Annotated in this window: 14 protein-coding genes; 11 read left to right on the top strand and 3 right to left on the bottom strand. The window is 36.9% G+C overall.

Going from position 1 to position 17,240, the window contains the following annotated elements:
• Positions 1-92 precede the first annotated feature (92 nt).
• On the bottom strand, positions 93-536 hold the full coding sequence (locus AC1DKZ_RS21410) for a VOC family protein (RefSeq protein WP_002139133.1): 444 nt from the start codon (positions 534-536) through the stop codon (positions 93-95).
• An 82-nt stretch (positions 537-618) separates the two neighbouring features.
• Here AC1DKZ_RS21410 and AC1DKZ_RS21405 point away from each other — a divergent pair, with 82 nt between their 5' ends.
• The 8 genes from AC1DKZ_RS21405 to AC1DKZ_RS21370 all read left to right on the top strand — a co-directional run bounded on the left by AC1DKZ_RS21405 (position 619) and on the right by AC1DKZ_RS21370 (position 11,068).
• Complete coding sequence (locus AC1DKZ_RS21405; RefSeq protein ID WP_476997003.1) at positions 619-1,557, top strand: helix-turn-helix transcriptional regulator; 939 nt, start codon at positions 619-621, stop codon at positions 1,555-1,557.
• A 253-nt stretch (positions 1,558-1,810) separates the two neighbouring features.
• Positions 1,811-4,318 carry a preprotein translocase subunit SecA gene (secA, locus tag AC1DKZ_RS21400; RefSeq protein WP_002034761.1) on the top strand — a complete coding sequence of 836 codons (2,508 nt, stop codon included), beginning with the start codon at positions 1,811-1,813 and terminating at the stop codon, positions 4,316-4,318.
• Positions 4,319-4,461: 143 nt separating this feature from the next.
• Positions 4,462-5,560 (top strand): peptide chain release factor 2 gene (prfB, locus tag AC1DKZ_RS21395; RefSeq protein ID WP_100248371.1). Its coding sequence is split into 2 segments (ribosomal slippage): positions 4,462-4,533 and positions 4,535-5,560, totalling 1,098 coding nucleotides; the frame shifts between segments, so codons are not numbered across the junction.
• A gap of 456 nt (positions 5,561-6,016) precedes the next feature.
• A complete protein-coding gene (cccB, locus tag AC1DKZ_RS21390) occupies positions 6,017-6,340 on the top strand; it encodes a cytochrome c551 (RefSeq protein ID WP_002016129.1) in 324 nt (107 codons plus the stop codon).
• A 323-nt stretch (positions 6,341-6,663) separates the two neighbouring features.
• Positions 6,664-7,350, top strand: a complete 687-nt coding sequence (ftsE, locus tag AC1DKZ_RS21385) for a cell division ATP-binding protein FtsE (RefSeq protein WP_003192357.1) — start codon at positions 6,664-6,666, stop codon at positions 7,348-7,350.
• The gene (ftsX, locus tag AC1DKZ_RS21380; RefSeq protein ID WP_002089596.1) at positions 7,340-8,233 is read left to right on the top strand and encodes a permease-like cell division protein FtsX; all 894 of its coding nucleotides are present in this window, start codon (positions 7,340-7,342) and stop codon (positions 8,231-8,233) included. Before ftsE ends, ftsX begins: the two co-directional genes overlap by 11 nt.
• Positions 8,234-8,351: 118 nt before the next feature.
• Positions 8,352-9,788, top strand: a complete 1,437-nt coding sequence (locus AC1DKZ_RS21375; protein ID WP_012261984.1) for a S41 family peptidase — start codon at positions 8,352-8,354, stop codon at positions 9,786-9,788.
• A 95-nt stretch (positions 9,789-9,883) separates the two neighbouring features.
• Positions 9,884-11,068, top strand: a complete 1,185-nt coding sequence (locus tag AC1DKZ_RS21370) for a PDZ domain-containing protein (protein ID WP_172798714.1) — start codon at positions 9,884-9,886, stop codon at positions 11,066-11,068.
• Between the two features lie 71 nt (positions 11,069-11,139).
• On the opposite strand, the gene AC1DKZ_RS21365 is transcribed toward AC1DKZ_RS21370, so the two are convergent.
• Complete coding sequence (locus AC1DKZ_RS21365; RefSeq protein WP_107887212.1) at positions 11,140-12,021, bottom strand: LysR substrate-binding domain-containing protein; 882 nt, start codon at positions 12,019-12,021, stop codon at positions 11,140-11,142.
• Positions 12,022-12,170: 149 nt separating this feature from the next.
• On the opposite strand from AC1DKZ_RS21365, the gene AC1DKZ_RS21360 reads away from it, so the two are divergent.
• The 3 genes from AC1DKZ_RS21360 to AC1DKZ_RS21350 all read left to right on the top strand — a co-directional run bounded on the left by AC1DKZ_RS21360 (position 12,171) and on the right by AC1DKZ_RS21350 (position 15,391).
• Entirely contained in the window at positions 12,171-12,926 is a 756-nt protein-coding gene (locus AC1DKZ_RS21360) for an arylamine N-acetyltransferase family protein (protein ID WP_107887213.1), read from the top strand.
• Between the two features lie 372 nt (positions 12,927-13,298).
• Complete coding sequence (locus tag AC1DKZ_RS21355) at positions 13,299-15,014, top strand: ABC transporter ATP-binding protein (RefSeq protein WP_012261982.1); 1,716 nt, start codon at positions 13,299-13,301, stop codon at positions 15,012-15,014.
• Positions 15,015-15,079: 65 nt separating this feature from the next.
• Positions 15,080-15,391: a heavy metal-binding domain-containing protein gene (locus AC1DKZ_RS21350; protein WP_002068307.1), complete on the top strand. Its 312-nt coding sequence runs from the start codon at positions 15,080-15,082 to the stop codon at positions 15,389-15,391.
• A gap of 133 nt (positions 15,392-15,524) precedes the next feature.
• On the opposite strand, the gene abc-f is transcribed toward AC1DKZ_RS21350, so the two are convergent.
• On the bottom strand, positions 15,525-17,159 hold the full coding sequence (gene abc-f / locus AC1DKZ_RS21345; protein WP_476997002.1) for a ribosomal protection-like ABC-F family protein: 1,635 nt from the start codon (positions 17,157-17,159) through the stop codon (positions 15,525-15,527).
• Positions 17,160-17,240: the final 81 nt, after the last annotated feature.

Below are 17,240 nucleotides of genomic sequence, written 5' to 3'. Positions count from 1 at the left end.
CGCAGCCGAAATGGCTGCGCTTTTTTTATATGTTTTTGCCTTCCTATCTTGTAATATTGATATGAATTTAAATGGCTTATTCGTAATGAAATTTAGAAGTCATGTTTTGTAACGGTCAATTGTATTACTATTCCAAAAGGATCTCGCACAATGGCGTAACCAGGGCTGAAGGAGTTTTTTTCAAAGGGTGTTAAAATATAAACCTCATCATGTTGAATTAGATTGTGATAGAGTGCTTCAATGGTTTGGAAATCTTTAGATTGAATGCATAATGATGAGCTATTACTTAATTGCCAAGGGCGTGTGGAATCCACTGCCTGTTCTGCAATCATAATTTTATTAGTGCCAATTTGTAAAACGGAATGGGTAATATAATGTTCTTGGCTTTCTTTATACGTGAAATTCGGATCTATTTCTTTCATTTCTTTATAATTCTTTTTAAATAAAACTTTTGCGTCTAAATACTGTTCGTAAAATGCAATTGCTTTAGCACCTTGCCCATTTAATGATAAAAAAGGGATTACTTCAAAGTTCATTGTATTGCCTCCTTCATATATGTTTACACTTATTACTATACAAATATAAGGTGCCAATATGTGGCACCTATAGGGAGAGTTTATGAAAAAAGTTGAGCGTTTAAATCAGATGCTACGTTTTATTAATCAAAAACAAATATTCACATTGAAAGATTTAATGGATGAATTTCAAATTTCAAAAAGGACAGCTTTACGTGATATTGCATCATTAGAGGAAATGGGTGTACCTCTTTTTGCAGAGTATGGTCGGTATGGAGGGTATCGTTTAATAAAAACGATGACATTACCACCGATTTCATTTACAAATCATGAAGTTTTTGCACTTTATTTTGCAATGCAGGCACTAAGTAGTTTTGTAAGTATTCCTTTTCAAATCTCGTTTCGTTCCATTAATAAGAAATTTTTAGATAGTGTTTCGTCAAAACAGCGTGAGCAAATTGAAAACTTGCAAAAAAGAGTATCCTTTTTTCATTTGGAACAAGCACATGAATGTGGTTATCTAGAAGAGATTTTGTTAGCTGCTGTTCAAAATAGGGCTTTAACTATAAACTATGTAACGCCGAAACAAACGACAATGCGCCGTATTCAGCCGATTTCGATTTATGCAATGAAAGGTTATTGGTATTGTCAGGCTTACGATTTAGATAAAGCGACTTATCGAGTGTTTCGCTGTGATCGTATTAGGTCGTTAGAAATGGTAGATGCTCAGGATAGTCTGGATTTGGAAAATATAAATATACATAACGCACATAGTCTTTGGAAGGCAACTGAACAAGCTATTCAATTTAAATGCTCAATTACTGCGAGKGGGATAGAGATATTCAAGCAACAACAATATCCTTCGATGAAATTATGGGAAGAATGTGAAGATACATATTTAATAGGAACTTATGAGCCTGCTGAAATCAACTTTATCATTTCATATCTAGCTAGTTTTGGTAAAACTATAAAAATAATTGAGCCATCTTCTTTAAAAGAGAACTTGAAAGAATACTACTTAGATTTAATACAAAATTTGTAACGAAGAGATAGTAGTTTGTTGGAAAAAATAAAATAAAATAAAAACTTTTTCTGAATCTATGGCTCGACATTTGGACGATTGTTGTCATAGTTATAAGACAAGTGTTACAATTATCATTAGGTTTATACATTTTAGTTTTTTAATTAGGAGAAAAATTGGCATAACATAAATTTGATTTTTATAACGACTGATTGTAAAGAGAAAAAGAAAGCAATCGGAAGTTTTATTTTAATAAAAGAGGAGCGTATTTCCTATGATCGGTATTTTAAAAAAGGTATTTGATGTCAACCAACGCCAAATTAAACGTATGCAGAAGACAGTGGAGCAAATTGATGCATTAGAATCATCTATTAAGCCGCTAACTGATGAACAATTAAAAGGAAAGACGATTGAATTTAAAGAACGTCTAACAAAAGGTGAGACAGTAGATGATCTACTTCCTGAAGCTTTTGCGGTTGTTCGTGAAGCAGCGAATCGTGTTCTTGGAATGCGTCCATATGGCGTACAGCTAATGGGTGGTATCGCCTTACATGAAGGAAATATCTCTGAGATGAAAACAGGTGAAGGTAAAACGTTAACATCTACTTTACCTGTATATTTAAACGCATTAACAGGAAAAGGTGTTCACGTTGTTACAGTCAATGAATACTTAGCGCAACGTGATGCGAGCGAAATGGGACAACTTCATGAGTTCCTTGGCCTAACTGTAGGGATTAACTTAAATAGTATGTCACGTGAAGAGAAACAAGCTGCTTATGCTGCTGATATTACGTATAGCACAAATAACGAGCTTGGGTTCGATTACTTACGTGACAACATGGTGTTATATAGAGAGCAGTGCGTTCAGCGTCCACTTAATTTTGCTATCATCGATGAAGTCGATTCTATTTTAGTCGATGAAGCACGTACGCCGCTTATTATTTCGGGACAAGCTCAAAAATCAGCAGAGCTATACATGTTTGCAAATGCATTCGTTCGTACATTAGAAAATGAAAAAGAATATTCATTTGATGTGAAAACGAAAAATGTAATGTTAACAGAAGATGGTATTACGAAAGCTGAGAAAGCTTTCCATATCGATAACTTATTCGATTTAAAACATGTAGCACTTCTTCACCATATTAATCAGGCGCTTCGTGCACACGTTGTTATGCACCTTGATACAGATTATGTTGTACAAGAAGGCGAAATCGTAATCGTAGACCAATTCACTGGTCGTCTTATGAAAGGTCGTCGTTATAGCGAAGGTTTACATCAAGCTATTGAAGCAAAAGAAGGCGTAGAAATTCAAAATGAAAGTATGACGCTTGCAACAATTACGTTCCAAAACTACTTCCGTATGTACGAAAAATTATCTGGTATGACTGGTACAGCGAAAACGGAAGAAGAAGAATTCCGTAGTATTTACAATATGAATGTTATCGTAATTCCAACGAATAAAGATATTATTCGTGATGATCGTGCTGATTTAATCTTCAAATCAATGGAAGGTAAATTCAATGCAGTTGTTGAGGATATTGTAAATCGTCATAAGCAAGGGCAACCTATTCTTGTTGGTACAGTTGCAATTGAAACGTCAGAGCTTATTTCAAAAATGTTAACACGTAAAGGTGTACGTCATAATATCTTAAATGCAAAAAACCATGCGCGTGAAGCAGATATCATTGCAGAAGCTGGTATGAAAGGCGCTGTAACAATTGCGACGAATATGGCTGGTCGTGGTACGGATATTAAGTTAGGCGACGATATTAGAAACGTTGGCCTAGCAGTTATCGGTACAGAGCGTCACGAAAGTCGTCGTATTGATAATCAGTTACGTGGTCGTTCTGGTCGTCAAGGGGACCCTGGTGTAACACAGTTCTACTTATCAATGGAAGACGAACTAATGCGCCGCTTCGGTTCTGACAATATGAAAGCGATGATGGATCGCCTTGGTATGGATGATTCACAGCCAATCGAAAGTAAAATGGTTTCTCGTGCTGTAGAATCTGCGCAAAAACGTGTGGAAGGAAATAACTATGATGCACGTAAGCAGCTATTGCAATACGACGATGTACTTCGTCAACAACGTGAAGTAATTTATAAACAGCGTCAAGAAGTAATGGATTCAGAGAACTTACGCAGTATTATTGAAGGTATGATGAAATCTACGATAGAACGTGCTGTTGCACTTCATACGCAAGAAGAAATCGAAGAAGATTGGAGCATTAAAGGTCTTGTCGATTACTTAAATACAAACCTTCTTGAAGAAGGAGATGTAAAAGAAGAAGAGTTACGTCGCCTTGCTCCAGAAGAAATGAGCGAATCAATCATCGCGAAATTGTTAGAGCGTTATAATGAAAGAGAGAAGCTTCTACCTGAAGAGCAGACGCGTGAATTCGAAAAGGTTGTTGTATTCCGTGTTGTAGATACGAAATGGACAGATCATATCGATGCAATGGATCACCTTCGTGAAGGTATTCATTTACGTGCTTACGGACAAATCGATCCACTTCGTGAATACCAAATGGAAGGGTTCGCAATGTTCGAGTCGATGATCGCTTCTATTGAAGAGGAAATCTCTCGTTACATTATGAAAGCTGAAATTGAGCAAAACTTAGAGCGTCAAGAAGTTGTTCAAGGTGAAGCTGTTCATCCATCAAGCGATGGCGAAGACGCGAAGAAAAAACCGGTTGTAAAAGGTGACCAAATGGGACGCAACGATTTATGTAAATGCGGTAGTGGCAAGAAATATAAAAACTGTTGTGGCATTGGGCAGTAATAGGGAACTGTAGTTCAGGCTGCTTTGCAAACTTTTACATCAAAAATGTATAATGAAAAGGTTTAAACTCTCTCCGTAATAAGTGGAGAGAGTTTCCCTTGTTTTCATATGAAAGTAACAGCAATTACATAGAGGTGAAGGAAATGGAATTAGTAGAAATTAGGCAAGAACTAGAAAAAATGGCTAAGAGATTAGCGGCTTTTAGGGGGTCTCTTTGACCTTCCTACTAAGGAAAAACAAATTGCAGAATTAGAAGAAACGATGATGGGCGCAGGATTTTGGGATGACCAACAAGGCGCACAAGCTGTAATTAATGAAGCGAATGCGCTGAAAGATATGGTTGGAAGGTTCCGTCAGTTAGATGAGACGTTCGAAAACTTAGAAATGACGCATGACTTACTTAAAGAAGAGTATGATGAAGATTTACATGAGGAACTAGAATCAGAAGTGAAAACTTTAATTCAAGAAATGAATGAGTACGAGCTGCAGTTACTATTAAGCGATCCTTATGATAAAAATAACGCTATTTTAGAATTACACCCAGGTGCAGGTGGAACAGAGTCACAAGACTGGGGTTCTATGTTATTACGTATGTACACGCGCTGGGCTGAAAAACGTAGGTTTAAAGTAGAAACGGTTGACTACTTACCAGGCGATGAAGCTGGTATTAAGAGTGTTACATTATTAATTAAAGGTCATAACGCTTACGGTTACTTGAAAGCGGAGAAAGGTGTACATCGTCTTGTACGTATTTCACCGTTCGATTCTTCAGGTCGTCGTCATACATCGTTCGTATCTTGTGAAGTTGTACCTGAGTTCAATGATGAAGTTGAAATTGAAGTGCGTACAGAAGATTTGAAAATAGATACGTATCGTGCAAGTGGTGCAGGTGGACAGCACGTTAATACGACAGATTCAGCAGTTCGTATAACTCATCTACCAACAAACACGGTTGTAACATGTCAGTCAGAGCGTTCTCAAATTAAAAACCGTGAGCATGCGATGAAAATGCTAAAAGCGAAATTATATCAAAAGAAATTAGAAGAACAACAAGCACAATTAGATGAGATTCGCGGAGAGCAAAAAGAAATTGGATGGGGCAGCCAAATCCGTTCTTACGTATTCCACCCGTATTCTCTTGTGAAAGACCATCGTACAAATACAGAAGTTGGTAACGTACAAGCAGTTATGGATGGGGAAATTAATCCGTTTATTGATGCGTATTTACGTTCTCGTATTTAGTAAGAGAAAAAGCCAACAGAATTGTTGGCACATGCTGAGGTCCAAGAGGATATAAAGAGGCTTATCTTATTTATATTGATGAAATAAAGAGGAAGAGAAGTTGGAAACGACAACTTCTCTTTTTGATGAGATTATATGTAGAATACAATGCCGTATATTGTTTTGTAAAAGGTAGAGAATAGTAAAACAAAGTGGTAATAGAGTAGGACTTTATATAGAATTTCTCAGTTTTAATTGGAGAAAAAGGCTCTTTATAGAACTTTCTAAGGTGTTCACAGAATTGAAACAATTTATGAAAGCTTATTTTATTAGGCTTCTCACTATATTTGTGAAAAATATGAAATACACCTTAGTTTTTCTATATAAAGATAATGCTTATAATGAATATTGAATGTGTTATGAAAACTATTGCCTAATTATGAATGAAAAGAATATCAACAATGGGGAGCGATAGAAGTGAAAAAGAAATTGTTGGCTATTACGCTGGGGACATCGGTCGTTTTTGCTTTAGGAGCATGTGGAAATAAAGAAGAGAGTAAACCATCAAAACAATCTGCAAGCACAGATAGCGCAGAGCAAATTTACCAAAAAAGTTGTATAGGTTGTCACGCTAAAGATTTATCAGGAGCAACTGGACCAGATTTACGAAAAGTAGGACAGAAATATGACGCAGCAGAGATTGAAAAGATTATTGAAAAAGGCCGCGGTTCAATGTCACCAGGAATTATTCAAGGTGAAGATGCGAAAAAAGTAGCTGAATGGTTAGCGGAGCATAAATAAGAAACGTAATTAATAAACGAGCTGATTGTATAACTTGACCGAAAAGTGCTTCGAGTTAAGTAATTACATGAGCTCGTTTACCTTTTATTAGGATGTAACATAAATGTAACAAAATTGTATCCGAATTGGAAACCGATTGATGTTACAATGGGGTTTGTAGAATTTTGATGAAATATATTACATAGAGTAGCGTTGCTAATAAAAAGCATGTATGGAAGCTACCTTCAACAAGAATGGTCGAATGAAAATAAAGGTTTTTCTTTTATTTTCAAATGTACAGAAAAGTATTTCTAAAAAAATCATTAAGTATTGGGTGATAAATAATGATAAAAATGACGAATGTTTATAAGGAGTACCCAAATGGTATGAAAGCCATTGCTGGTCTCACAGTTAACATTAAACAAGGTGAATTCGTATACGTAGTTGGACCGAGTGGAGCCGGAAAATCTACATTTATTAAAATGATGTATCGTGAAGAGAAGCCATCTACAGGATCAATTAATGTAAATGGACTTGTAATTGAAACATTAGCAGAAAGAGATGTTCCATATTTCCGTCGTCAATTAGGCGTGATTTTCCAAGATTTTAAATTGCTACCTAAATTAACGGTATATGAGAATGTTGCGTTTGCTTTAGAAGTAATTGAAGAAGAGAAGGAAGCGATTCGTGAGCGCGTTACAGAAGTGTTAGGTCTTGTTGGTCTTGAAGAGCGTGCCGATGCACTTCCAAATGAGCTTTCGGGTGGAGAGCAACAACGTGTGGCGATTGCAAGAGCGATTGTAAATAAGCCAAAGGTTGTAATTGCCGATGAGCCAACAGGTAACTTAGATATTGAAACAGCTCTTGATATTATGAAGATTTTTAAACGTATTAATGAGCGTGGTACAACGATTGTTATGGCGACACATAACGCAGATATCGTAAATACAATTCGTCATCGTGTAATTGCAATTGAAGGCGGAAAAATTGTTCGAGACGAGATTGAGGGAGGATACGGATATGAAGGCTAAAACCCTTAGTCGACATTTGCGAGAAGGTGTGAAAAATCTATCCCGTAACGGATGGATGACATTTGCTTCTGTAAGTGCAGTAACAGTTACATTATTACTTGTAGGTGTCTTTTTGACAGCGATTATGAATATGAACCATTTTGCGACGAAAGTAGAGCAAGATGTAGAAATTCGTGTGCATGTTGATCCAGCAGCAAAAGAAGCTGATCAAAAGAAATTAGAAGAAGATATGAGTAAAATTGCGAAAGTAGATTCTATTAAATATTCTTCTAAAGAAGAAGAGTTGAAACGTTTAATTAAAAGCTTAGGCGATAGTGGAAAAACGTTCGAGTTATTTGAGCAAGATAACCCACTGAAAAACGTATTTGTTGTAAAGGCGAAAGAACCAACAGATACGGCAACAATTGCGAAAAAGATTGAGAAAATGCAGTTTGTAAGTAATGTTCAATACGGTAAAGGTCAAGTTGAAAAATTATTTGATACTGTAAAAACTGGTCGTAACATCGGGATTGCGTTAATTGCGGGTCTTCTATTCACAGCGATGTTCTTAATCTCTAACACAATTAAAATTACAATTTATGCTCGTAGTACTGAGATTGAAATTATGAAACTTGTTGGTGCAACAAACTGGTTTATTCGTTGGCCGTTCTTGTTAGAGGGATTATTCCTAGGAGTATTAGGATCAATTATTCCAATTGGCCTAATTTTAGTTATGTATAATTCGTTGCAAGGTGTGTTTAATGAAAAACTTGGCGGAACAATTTTCGAGCTTCTACCATACAACCCATTCGTATTCCAATTAGCTGGTTTATTAATGTTAATCGGTGCATTAATCGGTATGTGGGGAAGTGTAATGTCAATTCGTCGCTTCTTAAAAGTATAAAAAGTTGCAAACATAATTCGTACAAGCTTATCATATAGTAGAAATAGGTAAAGGCATCACACATCGTGTGATGCCTTTTGCTACACCACCTGTGTGTTCTGGAAAGGGGAATTCCGCATTGAAACGTAGAGTTGCAATTATTGGAATGGTTGTTGCATTTTTAATTGGTGCTGGCGGGATGTTTGGTGGTATGTACTGGTTTGGGATAAACCCAGCGTATGTAACACAAACAGTATCGAATGGTAATGCTGGCACAGCGCAAGGAAATTTGGTAAAGATTAATGAGGCGTATGCACTAATTGATTCACGTTATGTGGAAGACGTGAAAGACGACAAATTAGTCGAAGGTGCGATACAGGGAATGTTGTCTACGCTGAAGGACCCTTATTCCACGTATATGGATAAAGAAACGGCAAAACAGTTTAGTCAGTCACTGGATCCTGAACTTGAAGGGATTGGAGCTGAAGTGAACAAGACGGACGGTAAGCTTATTATCGTATCGCCAATTAAAGGTTCACCAGCAGAAAAGATAGGAATTAAACCGAATGACCAAATTTTATCTGTAGATGGAAATAGTGTGAAAGATTTATCACGTGAAGAAGCAGTATTAAAAATTCGTGGTAAAAAAGGAACGACTGTTGCAATTGAAATTAAGCGCGCAGGAGTGGCTGATCCGATAGAATTTAAAATTAAGCGTGAAAAGATTCCGATTTTCACTGTATTTAGTTCCGTAAAGCAAGATAGCGGAAAAGATATCGGTTATATGCAAATTACTTCTTTCGCTGAAAATACTGCGAAAGAATTTAAGGATCAGTTAAAAGAGCTAGAGAAGAAAAACATAAAAGGCTTAGTTATTGACGTGCGTGGTAATCCTGGCGGTTATTTAAATAGTGTAGAAGATATACTAGGAGACATCATGACAGATAAAAAGCCAATGCTACAAGTAGAACAGCGAAATGGTGAGAAGAAGAAATTTTCTACGGAACTGAAAGAGAGAAAGTCATATCCAATTTCAGTATTAATTGATAACGGAAGTGCTTCTGCTTCAGAGATTTTAGCTGGTGCGCTAAAAGAAGGAGAAGGATACGATTTAATTGGTGAAAAAACGTTTGGTAAAGGTACTGTTCAACAGGCTGTTCCATTTAAAGATGGCAGCAATATTAAATTAACAATGTTTAAATGGTTAACACCAGATGGCAATTGGATTCATAAAAAAGGAATCGCGCCAACTGTAGAAGTGAAGCAACCAGATTATTATCATGCGACACCAATTCAAATTGAAAAGACACTTTCATACAATTCAAATGATGTACAAGTAAAACACGCACAAGAAATGCTTAAGAGCTTAGGATATGTACCAGGACGTGAAGATGGATACTTTAGCAAAGAGACAGAATCAGCACTAAAAGCATTCCAAAATGCGAATGAGATGGAAGCAACAGGACAACTTGATAAAAAGACAGCTGAAGCGATTCAAACTAAAATCATTGAAAAAATCCGTTCTGGAGAAAATGATTTACAATTACAGACGGCATTGAAATTAATAGCGAAATAAGAAAGAATACAGGCACTTTGATGCCTGTATTTTTTTATGTGTTAAATATGATAAGATAAAAAGAAAGAATGATATAAATGGTGGTGAATGAATTCGTGGAGGCATGGCTTTTTGAAATACTACGAGCAGTTGGACGTTTTTTCTTACACCCTGCTGTCTATGTATTTTTAATTAGTAGTATCTTCGTTGGATACTTACGTATATTACGAGAACGAAAAGATTTTTCTTTTAAAGTATATGATATTTGGTTTGAACTACGAACAACTCTATTTGCAGGTATTGGGTACGGATTAATCGTATCTATTATTACGATTGGGCTTGGGCTTGTTGTTTCAAAAGCGAGTTTATGGGCAATTTTACTTTGGACGTTATTATTCGGATTAACTGCTATGTATCGATATTTATCTGTRGCTTATACTTTCGGAATCGCGATTGCACTCGTGTTGTTATCGTCTAAGATGCCAGTTTCCTTCTTACAGCTTGGAGAAGGTGAAGAGGGTACGATTGTATCCCTTGCTATTTTACTAGGCGTTATGCTCGTTGTAGAGGGTTTATTAATCTCTAAAAATGCAGTTCGTTATTCTACGCCGAAAATTAACAAAGGTAAGCGTGGGCTACGAATTGGACTACATGAATCCAATCGTTTATGGCTTGTACCAGTATTTATTCTTATACCAGGAGACGCGGTGACAGGATTTATTTCTTGGTGGCCTGTCGTTTCAATAGGTTCGACTACATACTCTTTATTCCTCGTTCCATTTTTAATTGGATTTATGAGAAAGGTTAGAAGTTATGAGCCGACGGAAGCTTTATTATTTACAGGAAGACGCGTCTATGGTTTAGCGGGGCTCGTACTCGTTTTAGGTATCGCAAGTTACTGGTGGCACGTACTCGCAATTATCGCGATGGGAGTCGCAATGCTTGGACGCTTTACAATCTCGATGCAAGAGAAAATTGCAGACGAGAAAAGACCAGCATACTTTGCCGCACGTAATGATGGACTTGTTGTGTTAGATACAATTCCGAATACAATTGGGGCAGAGATGAATTTAAAGCCTGGAGAAGTTATTACGAAAGTAAATGGAATCATTCCAAGAAGTACCGAAGAGTTTTATGACGCGCTTCAAACGAAGACGACAGGAGCGTTTTGTAAATTAGAAGTAGTAGATACAAATGGTGAGCTTCGTCTTGCTCAAACGGCATTATACGCCGGGGGACATCATGAATTAGGTGTTGTATTTGTTCAGCAAGAGCACGAGTGGGATTCGGAAGCTATATAATCATTAAAATGAAATGAAAGAAGAGTCTGTATAACATTGTAGTTATACAGACTCTTCTTTTTTGTTACAATTTACGGTTTTACTTGAGCATAATGTTGTACAACAAACTCGCGAAACGTTTGTGCAGCAAGTGATAAGTAGTGTTTTTCATTCCACACTAAATGAGGCGTCCAATGGCAAACGGGCTCTTCAATATGGAGAAGCGTCAGTGGGGGTAATTCCTTTTTTGCTGCAATTGGTAAAAAGGCAACACCAAGACCGGTGCGTACTAAGCCGCTGATGGCTGCAGGTTCATCCCCTTCACATACGACATTGGGCGTAAACCCAGCCCGCCTGCAGAACTTGTCTGTAATTTCACGGAAGCTGTATCCTGGCTTTAGGGAGATGAACGGATCATCTGCTACTTCACTTAGCTTGATACGGTGGCGATTTTTGAGACGATGTGTACTCGGCACAGCTAGTACAATCTCTTCGGTCATTAATGGAAGACTATAGATTCCTAGTCGATCAATAGGTGAAGGAGTAAGACAAAAGTCGATTTCGCCGTTTTCAAGGAGTTGAACTTTCAATTCTTCTGTGGATGCCTGCGTTATGCGGAAGTTAATATGTGGATATAAGTCTAGAAAAGGTGCTAGTAATTCAGATACTCGATTTAAGGTCGTAGTAGCTATTAAAACACTTCCACGTTCTAATCCAGCCATGTCTGTAACTTGTCGTTTACCTACTTCCAGTGCCTCAAGGGCTGTATCTACTTGCTTGAGAAAAGCTTTTCCGAAAGTGTTTAGACGAATTTGCCTCCCGACTCGATCGAATAAGGGAACTCCTAATTCTTCTTCTAATCGAGCGATAGTAACACTTAAAGCTGGTTGGGAGATATGAAGTTCCTGTGCCGCTTTTGTTATATGTTCCGTACGAGCGACTGTCTTAAAATACTTGAGCTGCAGTAATTCCATAAAATGTGTTCACCTTCTCTTATATACTCAAAGTTATTAATATGATAGTTATTTTATATTTTTGTTTATCAATAATCAATTTTATAATATGAGTGTGAAAAGAAACATTATAAAAAGAAATATAAATAAAAAAATGAGGTGGATGATTTTTGGATATTCAAAAATATTTAGAACATATTCAATCTGAAAAAAGAGAGGTAAGTTTCCCTTACTTATCTCATCTTCAAAAACAACATGTACTCAACGTTCATTTTGAGAATCTTGATATTTTGGCAAGAAAACCGCTATCTTTGCGTGAAGAAGATTTATATCAAAAAATTGTTCATGCGAAGCAGGGTGGCGTGTGCTACGAGTTAAACGGAATATTTTATTTTCTGCTAAAAGAATTAGGTTTTGACCCGTATCTTATGGCAGGAACTGTATATGTAAGAGAAGGGATTTGGGCTCTTGAAAATGCTCACTTATTCATAATCGTACCAATTGATAATAAAGAATACTTGGTGGATGTAGGTATGGGCGGTAATTCGCCACGAATTCCTGTTCCGCTGAATGGAGAGGAAGTTGTAGATAGTGATGGCCTTTACCGAGTAAATAAAGATGAAACAACATCGTTTTATCATTTGCAAAAAAAGACTGATGGTGAATGGGAGATTCTATATCGATTTGAGCAGCCTTCCCATAAATGGAACTTGTTGAACATTCATCCAATCTGTGTCTTAACTGAAACAGCTCCAGAATCAATGTTCAACAAGATGTATTTCCTTTCAAGAGTGACAGAAAATGGGCGTATCACTTTGTTAGGAGACACGCTAATTATCGTTGATGGAAAAGAAAAAACAAAAGAAAAACTAGAAAAGCATGAGATTGAAGAAACTGTTCGTCGCTATTTCCAAATCCAAATGTAGTGGGGAAACTTTAGGGAGGGTTAATATATAACTTTAAATCTACAAGTTAAACTGTTTATTGCACAGTGGGAAATAAACGGATAAGAACGTAGAAAAGCAAAAGGTGTGTTGAAGGTATTACAAGTTTCGAATTGTTCACAAGATGTATTTGTGAAAAAATAGAAGGATCGCACGCTATAAGTGGGCACATTTATTTGAATACGATAAGTAATATATATAAATGAAGCCTAATTTCTCATTGATATAAATGAGGGATTAGGCTTTTTTATAGATTTTCTCACTTTTTTAGTTTCATAGACGGATAACTTGAATAATTATTTGATAATGGTTATCATTTAGAGAGTCTTTTAATTTGGAAAAGGGAGGAAAGATATGCTACGTAAATTTTTTTCTTACTATAAACCGTACAAAGGTTTATTCGTACTCGATTTTTCCTGTGCAGTTATCGCAGGTTTACTCGAACTTGGTTTCCCGCTTATCGTAAATCAATTTATTGATAAGTTATTACCAGGACAAAACTGGACGCTTATTTTATGGGCTTGTTTCGGTTTGTTCGTAGTTTATGTGTTAAATGCAGGTTTGCAATATGTCGTTACATATTGGGGACATATGCTTGGGGTTAACATTGAAACAGATATGAGGCAGAAATTATTTGATCACATTCAAAAGCTATCATTCAGATTTTTTGATAATAATAAAACAGGTCATTTAATTTCACGTCTTACAAACGATTTAATGGAAATTGGGGAAATTGCTCACCATGGACCAGAAGATTTATTCATTGCCATTATGACTTTAGTTGGAGCATTTTCATTTATGATGATGATTAACTGGAAGTTAGCACTTCTAACATTCTTCGTAATCCCGTTCTTATTATGGTTGGCACTTTACTTCAATAAAAAAATGACAGGTACGTTTAGACGTTTATTCTCAGACGTTGCTGATTTCAATGCATGTATCGAGAACAATGTAGGTGGTATCCGCGTTGTACAAGCATTCGGAAATGAAAAGTTTGAGAAAGAGCAATTTGCTGTAAATAATGCTCGTTTCCGTACAACAAAATTAATGGCGTATAAAATTATGGCGTTAAATTCATCGATTAGTTATATGCTGATGCGTCTTGTAACACTCTTTGTATTAATATGTGGTACATGGTTTGTTCTGCAAGGTGAATTAACGTACGGTGGATTTATTGGATTCGTTTTATTAACGAATATTTTCTTCCGCCCAATTGAAAAAATTAATGCGGTTATTGAAAGTTATCCGAAAGGAATCGCTGGTTTTAAAAGATATGTAGAACTTCTGGAAACAGAGCCGGATATTGTAGATTCTAAAGATGCAATAGAAGTTAAACATGTACACGGCGATATTCAATACAATAACATCACGTTCGGATATGAAAATAAAGAGCCGATTTTAAACGATATTAGTTTGAAAATACATGCAGGTGAAACAGTTGCTTTCGTTGGACCATCAGGGGCAGGGAAAACAACACTATGTAGTTTATTGCCTCGTTTTTATGAACACTCATCTGGATCAATTCAAATTGATGGCATTGACACCAAAGAGATGACGTTATCGTCACTTCGTAAGCAAATCGGAATTGTACAGCAAGATGTTTTCTTATTCTCAGGAACAATTCGTGAAAATATCGCTTACGGAAACTTAAAAGCTTCAGAATCTGAAATTTGGCAGGCGGTAAAACGTGCTCAGCTAGAGGACTTAATTTACTCGCAACCAGACGGTTTAGATACAGTTATCGGTGAGCGTGGTGTGAAACTTTCAGGAGGACAAAAGCAGCGCTTAGCAATTGCCCGTATGTTCTTGAAGAACCCGCCAATTTTAATTTTAGATGAAGCAACTTCTGCGCTAGATACAGAGACAGAACTTGCTATCCAAAAATCACTTGCAGAACTATCTGTTGGCCGTACAACATTAGTTATCGCTCACAGGCTTGCAACTATTAAAAATGCAGATCGCATCGTCGTTGTAAATAAAGACGGTATTGCAGAACAAGGTTCACATGAGGAACTAATCAAACGAGGCGAGGGTTACAGCCGATTGTATGAGGCGCAGTTTAGTTCGTAAATATAATTTCTGCTGAATTAGTGCACCATAAGTAAGTGGAAATCTTATATGGGAGGCTATAAAGCATGATTGTAACAACAACTTCTACAATTCAAGGGAAAGAAATTATTGAGTATATCGATATCGTTAATGGCGAAGCAATCATGGGTGCGAATATCGTTCGTGACCTTTTCGCTTCTGTCCGTGACGTTGTCGGTGGTCGCGCAGGCGCCTACGAAAGTAAATTAAAAGAAGCGCGCGACATTGCAATGGAAGAGATGAAAACTCTCGCAAGACAAAAAAATGCGAACGCCATTGTTGGTATCGACGTGGACTACGAAGTAGTTCGCGAAGGAATGCTAATGGTTGCGGTGAGTGGGACTGCTGTCCGTATATAAAGTGAAAAGCCGTGCTGGTGCACGGCTTTTTGTTGTTATTGTGTCTAACATTATAGGTAGGGTGATATTCTATGTCGAAGCCTCGATATTTCTTGGGGAATGTGGAAGGTCCCGTCGATATATGGGGAAGACATTAGAGCGCTTCTTTACACTGCCGAATTCGAACTAATAATTTTTCGTATTCTTGTTCGAGAAATGTGATGTCATCATGCTGATTTGGGATAGAAATCCGGCTGATGATTTCTGTTAATTTTGTTTGTAATCGTAATAATTCTTGTTCAGTAACGTTTACAGAAGCTTGGGTGGTTCTTTTTGTGTATTGCTCGTAATTGCCGTGGAATATTCTTGGTTCGCTCTCATCTACTTGTAGAATATGGTTTGCAACAGAACGAATAAAGGCACGGTCATGGCTAATGAAAAGTATTGTGCCAGGATACTCCTGTAACATGCTTTCTAATTCTTCTTGCGTTGCCAAGTCTAAATAGTTTGTCGGTTCGTCGAGCAGAGGCATATTATAGTTTCCTAAAAATACTTTTGCGAGTGCAACCTTCATGCGTTCTCCACCACTTAAGATGTGCACAGGTTTATGAACATCTTCACGGCGGAATAGGAGCCGTGCAAGTATTGTTCGAACGAACGATTCTGTATAGTTTGTTTCTTCTAGAACGTTTTCTAAAATTGTTTTATCTGTTTTTAAAATAGATAATGTTTGTTCAAAGTATCCAATTTTACAACTTTTCGAAAGCTGAATGCCACGCTCGTTCGTGAGAAGCATTTTGAACAAAGTTGTTTTTCCGCTTCCGTTTGTCCCTAAAATAGCAAGCTTTGCCCCAGGGACAATTGTTCCATTCATATTTTTAAATAATGTGCGATCCCCTATTTTCTTCGTTGTTTTATTAAACTGAACAACTGCTTTACTATGAATTGGTGTGTGGTATTGTACGTCAAACTGAGCTTGAGAGAAGTCCTTCGGTTTTTCTTTCTGTTCCAACTTTTCAAGGCGTGTTTCTAGTGCTTTCGCTACTTTGCTAACATTTTCTTGCCCATGAGCCCCGCTGCACTTATAAAGTTTAGATTCAGATGAACTGAACCGTGTTGGGATTTTTGTCATGCTAGAAGCACGTTGCTTTCTTTGTGAAATTGACTGTTCTAACCGATTTTTTTCTTGTATATATTGATCATATTCTGCTTGCTTTTGTATTCGCTCACGTTCTTTTTGCTTTCGATAGTTTGAATAATTACCTTTATATTCTTGAATAGTACCGTCTTCAACTTCGATGATTTTTGTACATATGGCATCTAAAAGATCACGATCATGCGATATTAAAACAAGTGCACCTTTATAAGATAAAAGTGCCTTTTCTAATTGCTCTGTACCGAACATATCTAAGTGACTTGTTGGCTCATCAGCAAATAGAATGCCTGCATCTTGTTCGAGGGCATGGGCGATCTTTAGGCGCATTCGTTCACCGCCGCTCATTGAATTTGCGACGTTTGAAATATTCCATTTGCCCTTAGCGAGGGAAGAAGCGGTTTCCGATATCCCCTCGCTAAGCTGTGGGATAATGGCGATAGAACTATGATGAGTTACTGTGCCTTTGTCAGCTTCTATTTCTTTACTTAATATTTGTAATAACGTAGATTTTCCAGCTCCGTTGACTCCGACAATCCCTATACGATCGTTTGCTTGAATTTCTAGTGATGGTAACGTAAATATGGTGCGATCACCAAAGCTCTTTTCGATATTACGTGCGATTAAAATAGTCATAAAAAAACCTCCCTAGTTTCACTAGAGAGGATAAATGTCGCCCTTCAATGTAAAAATCGTACATAAATAAACGATTTTTTA

The organism is Bacillus sp. 05T21 (assembly GCF_056396785.1).
This window is presented reverse-complemented; position numbering and strand designations above follow the sequence as displayed.

What these genes read in the sequence shown, in the direction of transcription:
- AC1DKZ_RS21410 (WP_002139133.1), bottom strand. Translation starts at nt 536, where the DNA reads ATGAACTTTGAAGTAATCCCTTTTTTATCATTAAATGGGCAAGGTGCT.
- secA (WP_002034761.1), top strand. Translation starts at nt 1,811, where the DNA reads ATGATCGGTATTTTAAAAAAGGTATTTGATGTCAACCAACGCCAAATT.
- ftsE (WP_003192357.1), top strand. Translation starts at nt 6,664, where the DNA reads ATGATAAAAATGACGAATGTTTATAAGGAGTACCCAAATGGTATGAAA.
- ftsX (WP_002089596.1), top strand. Translation starts at nt 7,340, where the DNA reads ATGAAGGCTAAAACCCTTAGTCGACATTTGCGAGAAGGTGTGAAAAAT.
- AC1DKZ_RS21365 (WP_107887212.1), bottom strand. Translation starts at nt 12,021, where the DNA reads ATGGAATTACTGCAGCTCAAGTATTTTAAGACAGTCGCTCGTACGGAA.
- AC1DKZ_RS21355 (WP_012261982.1), top strand. Translation starts at nt 13,299, where the DNA reads ATGCTACGTAAATTTTTTTCTTACTATAAACCGTACAAAGGTTTATTC.
- AC1DKZ_RS21350 (WP_002068307.1), top strand. Translation starts at nt 15,080, where the DNA reads ATGATTGTAACAACAACTTCTACAATTCAAGGGAAAGAAATTATTGAG.
- abc-f (WP_476997002.1), bottom strand. Translation starts at nt 17,159, where the DNA reads ATGACTATTTTAATCGCACGTAATATCGAAAAGAGCTTTGGTGATCGC.